This is a genomic window from Synechococcus sp. R3-13 (assembly GCF_047462195.1).
Classification (GTDB): Bacteria; Cyanobacteriota; Cyanobacteriia; order Thermostichales; family Thermostichaceae; genus Thermostichus.
Genome location: NZ_JANSIO010000311.1, coordinates 1 through 2,767, shown reverse-complemented (window position 1 = coordinate 2,767; position 2,767 = coordinate 1). Strand labels below are relative to the sequence as shown.

The following is a 2,767-nucleotide window of genomic DNA, read 5'->3' as shown; positions in this document are numbered from 1 at the left end:
TGCTGGCAACCTAGCTCGGTGCCAGGCCCACCACCGCCCCCCATCACTGGGGGGTTATTTACTGAGTAAAAGTTGCGGCTATGGTCGTCTCAGGCTAGGGTGATAGGTATGGGTGCAGTGTTCTAGTTGGAAACTGTCGAGCTTTTATAGCCGTTGACTACCCTACCGCTGCTAGCAAAGCTACACAAAGCCGCCCTGGAAGGGCGGGGCTTTGGATCCAGTTTTTTGTAACCTCGGCCTCTTGCGCTACTCCCGAACGGCGCCCTGCAGGCGTGCGCCCCAGGTGCGAGCAAAGCGCAGGTCAGCCCCAACTAGATTGGCATCGCGCAGATCGGCCCCCCGCAAGTCCGCGCCGTACAGGGATGCAGAAGAGAGATCGGCCCCCCGGAGGTTGGCCCCCCGCAAATCCGCTCCCTCCAGGTAAGCGCCACTCAGGTTGGCTCCGCTCAATTGGGCCCGTCGCAAATTGGCTCCCACCAGGTAGGACTGGCTGAGATCGGCACCTGTCAAGATGGTGCGCTCCAAATTAGCCTCGATCAGATCGGAGCCGCTGAAATTGGCTTCCGCCAGATCCAAGTTGCTCAGCTCAATGGATCCCAGGCGGCAATTAGGACAGGTTCGGGAAGCCGTGAGGTAGCGCATGAAACAAGAGTTGTAGGTTGTGGCTGCGGCAGTGGAAGCCAAGGCCGCCGTGGTCAGCAGTGCCCAAATGGCGGGAACTTTGAGATTGAGGTTCATGGTTACCAAGCCTCGCAATTTTGAAGGTTTAAGTGAAGGGACACAGCAGAGCGGGGTTGTTCTGCGTTGGTCACATGATAGTGGCATCTGCCGACTTCGGCCACTCCACAGGTTTGTCTGGCCCACCTGATAACAAGCTCTCTTAAGGCGCGATGGCGTTTGGAGTCCTATCGTCCCGAAGCTGCCGGGCCGTTGCCAACACTGGGAAGGGGTGGATCTCTCAGCAGCGGTTGTACCCAATGCCAAGACAGTTGCCCCAACCCCACCAAAACCCCGAGTATCGCCGATGAAGTCAGGACGCGATCCCAGCGGATTTCCCGCCAGTCGGCAGGGTTGGTGTTTGGCCTTCTTGGGTTGAGCTGGGATCCCTTCCCGGCAACAGGAAGCGGGCGATGGCGCAAAAAGTGCCCACAGCGGCGACAGCGATAATCGGAGTCGGGGTTGAGCCAAGAGCAGTCTGGGCAGCGGAGCATGGGAAGGCCAGGGATCCCATCCTGAAGCGGTGGTGCAACCAGTTACAGTACGCCGTCATGATGATAGTATCGAAGACTTCCAGGGTCAGCCTGAGGGGATCAATTCTGCTCAGATCTCTCTGGATTGTGGGCAAGATTTGGGGCATCTTCGGGAGAGACACTTACTACAGGATCCCTGTCTGGGCGAGAAGCCCCTTTCAGAATCGGTGAGCATTGATCAGCGCCCTATGCAGATCTACTTAGAAAACATCTGTAAGCGCTATGGCCGCCGTGAGGTGGTGAGCGACGTCAGCCTGAACATTCAGCAGGGGGAGATCGTCGGGCTGCTGGGCCCCAATGGGGCGGGGAAAACCACCACGTTCTACATTATGACCGGCCTGATCCAGCCGAACCGAGGCCATGTCTGGTTGGATGACCAAGATATTACCCACCTGCCTATGCATCGTCGTGCCCAATTGGGGATCGGCTACCTGGCCCAGGAGCCGAGTATTTTTCGTCGCCTCAGCATTCAAGACAACCTGCTGCTGATCATGGAGCAAACAGGGGTGCCCCGTCGCCTTTGGCAGCAGCGGCTCAACCAACTGCTGGAGGAGTTTCGCATCGCCCATGTCGCCCACAGCTTGGGCCTACAGGTATCAGGGGGGGAGCGTCGCCGAGCGGAGATCGCCCGTGCCTTGGCTGCTGGGATCCACGGGCCGAAATTTCTGCTTCTGGATGAACCTTTTGCGGGGGTGGATCCCATTGCGGTGGCGGATATTCAGGAGGTGGTGGCCAAGCTGAAGCAGCGGGGCATCGGCGTGTTGATTACCGACCACAACGTGCGGGAGACTCTGGAGATCACCGATCGCGCCTATATCCTCAACGACGGGGCCATTTTGGCCAAGGGCACGGCGGCGGAGCTGGCGGCGGATCCCTTGGTGCGCAAGTATTACCTAGGAGAGAAGTTCCGCCTCTAGCGCCAAGAGTACAGAGCCCGCAGACGTTGGCTTTTCTTGTGTTGGTGGGTCTGCATACGGGCCAGCAGCTCATCGAGGAGGGCGACCGCCTCCAGCAGGTAGGGGCCCTTGTTGAGCATCACACATTCGGCGCGGGCGGACATCACCGCATCGGAAAGCTCAGGCCGCGAGGGCAAACCCTCCTTGGTCAGTTGATCCAGCACCTGGGTAGCCCAGACCACCGGCACCTGGGCTGCCTCACAGATCCACAGCAGTTCCTCCTGGATCTCGCCCAAGCGCAGCCAACCGATCTCCACGGCCAGATCGCCGCGGGCAATCATCACCCCCAGGGGCCGGCAGCCGGCAACGGTCGCGATCAAGGCCGGCAGATTTTTTACCGCCCGCTGCGTTTCCATCTTGAGGATCAAGCCCAGATCGGGGCGAGCCTGCCGCCGCTCTAGCTCAGAAACCAGCAACTGCAAGTCCGCGGGCTGCTGGACAAAGGAATAGCCCACTAAGTCGGCATGCCGCACCACAAAGTCCAGGTCTTGGCAGTCTTTGTCGGTAAGGGAACGGATCTGGAGCTGACTGTCAGCTAGAAATCGCAGGAGCCCCGCACTG

4 protein-coding genes are annotated in these 2,767 nt (G+C 59.5%); 1 reads left to right on the top strand and 3 read right to left on the bottom strand.

The window, feature by feature from the left end; genetic code table 11:
• Window positions 1–246: 246 nt before the first annotated feature.
• Complete coding sequence (locus tag NW856_RS09745; protein ID WP_414358407.1) at window positions 247–738, bottom strand: pentapeptide repeat-containing protein; 492 nt, start codon at window positions 736–738, stop codon at window positions 247–249.
• A 167-nt stretch (window positions 739–905) separates the two neighbouring features.
• A complete protein-coding gene (locus NW856_RS09740) occupies window positions 906–1,211 on the bottom strand; it encodes a hypothetical protein (protein WP_414358409.1) in 306 nt (101 codons plus the stop codon).
• Between the two features lie 227 nt (window positions 1,212–1,438).
• On the opposite strand from NW856_RS09740, the gene lptB reads away from it, so the two are divergent.
• Window positions 1,439–2,167 (top strand): LPS export ABC transporter ATP-binding protein, encoded by a 729-nt coding sequence (gene lptB / locus NW856_RS09735; protein WP_011433949.1) that lies wholly within the window; start codon window positions 1,439–1,441, stop codon window positions 2,165–2,167.
• Here lptB and NW856_RS09730 read toward each other — a convergent pair.
• A partial coding sequence (locus NW856_RS09730) for a pyruvate kinase (RefSeq protein WP_414400013.1) occupies window positions 2,164–2,767 on the bottom strand: 604 nt, incomplete at its 5' end. The two genes, lptB and NW856_RS09730, sit on opposite strands and share 4 nt — an antisense overlap.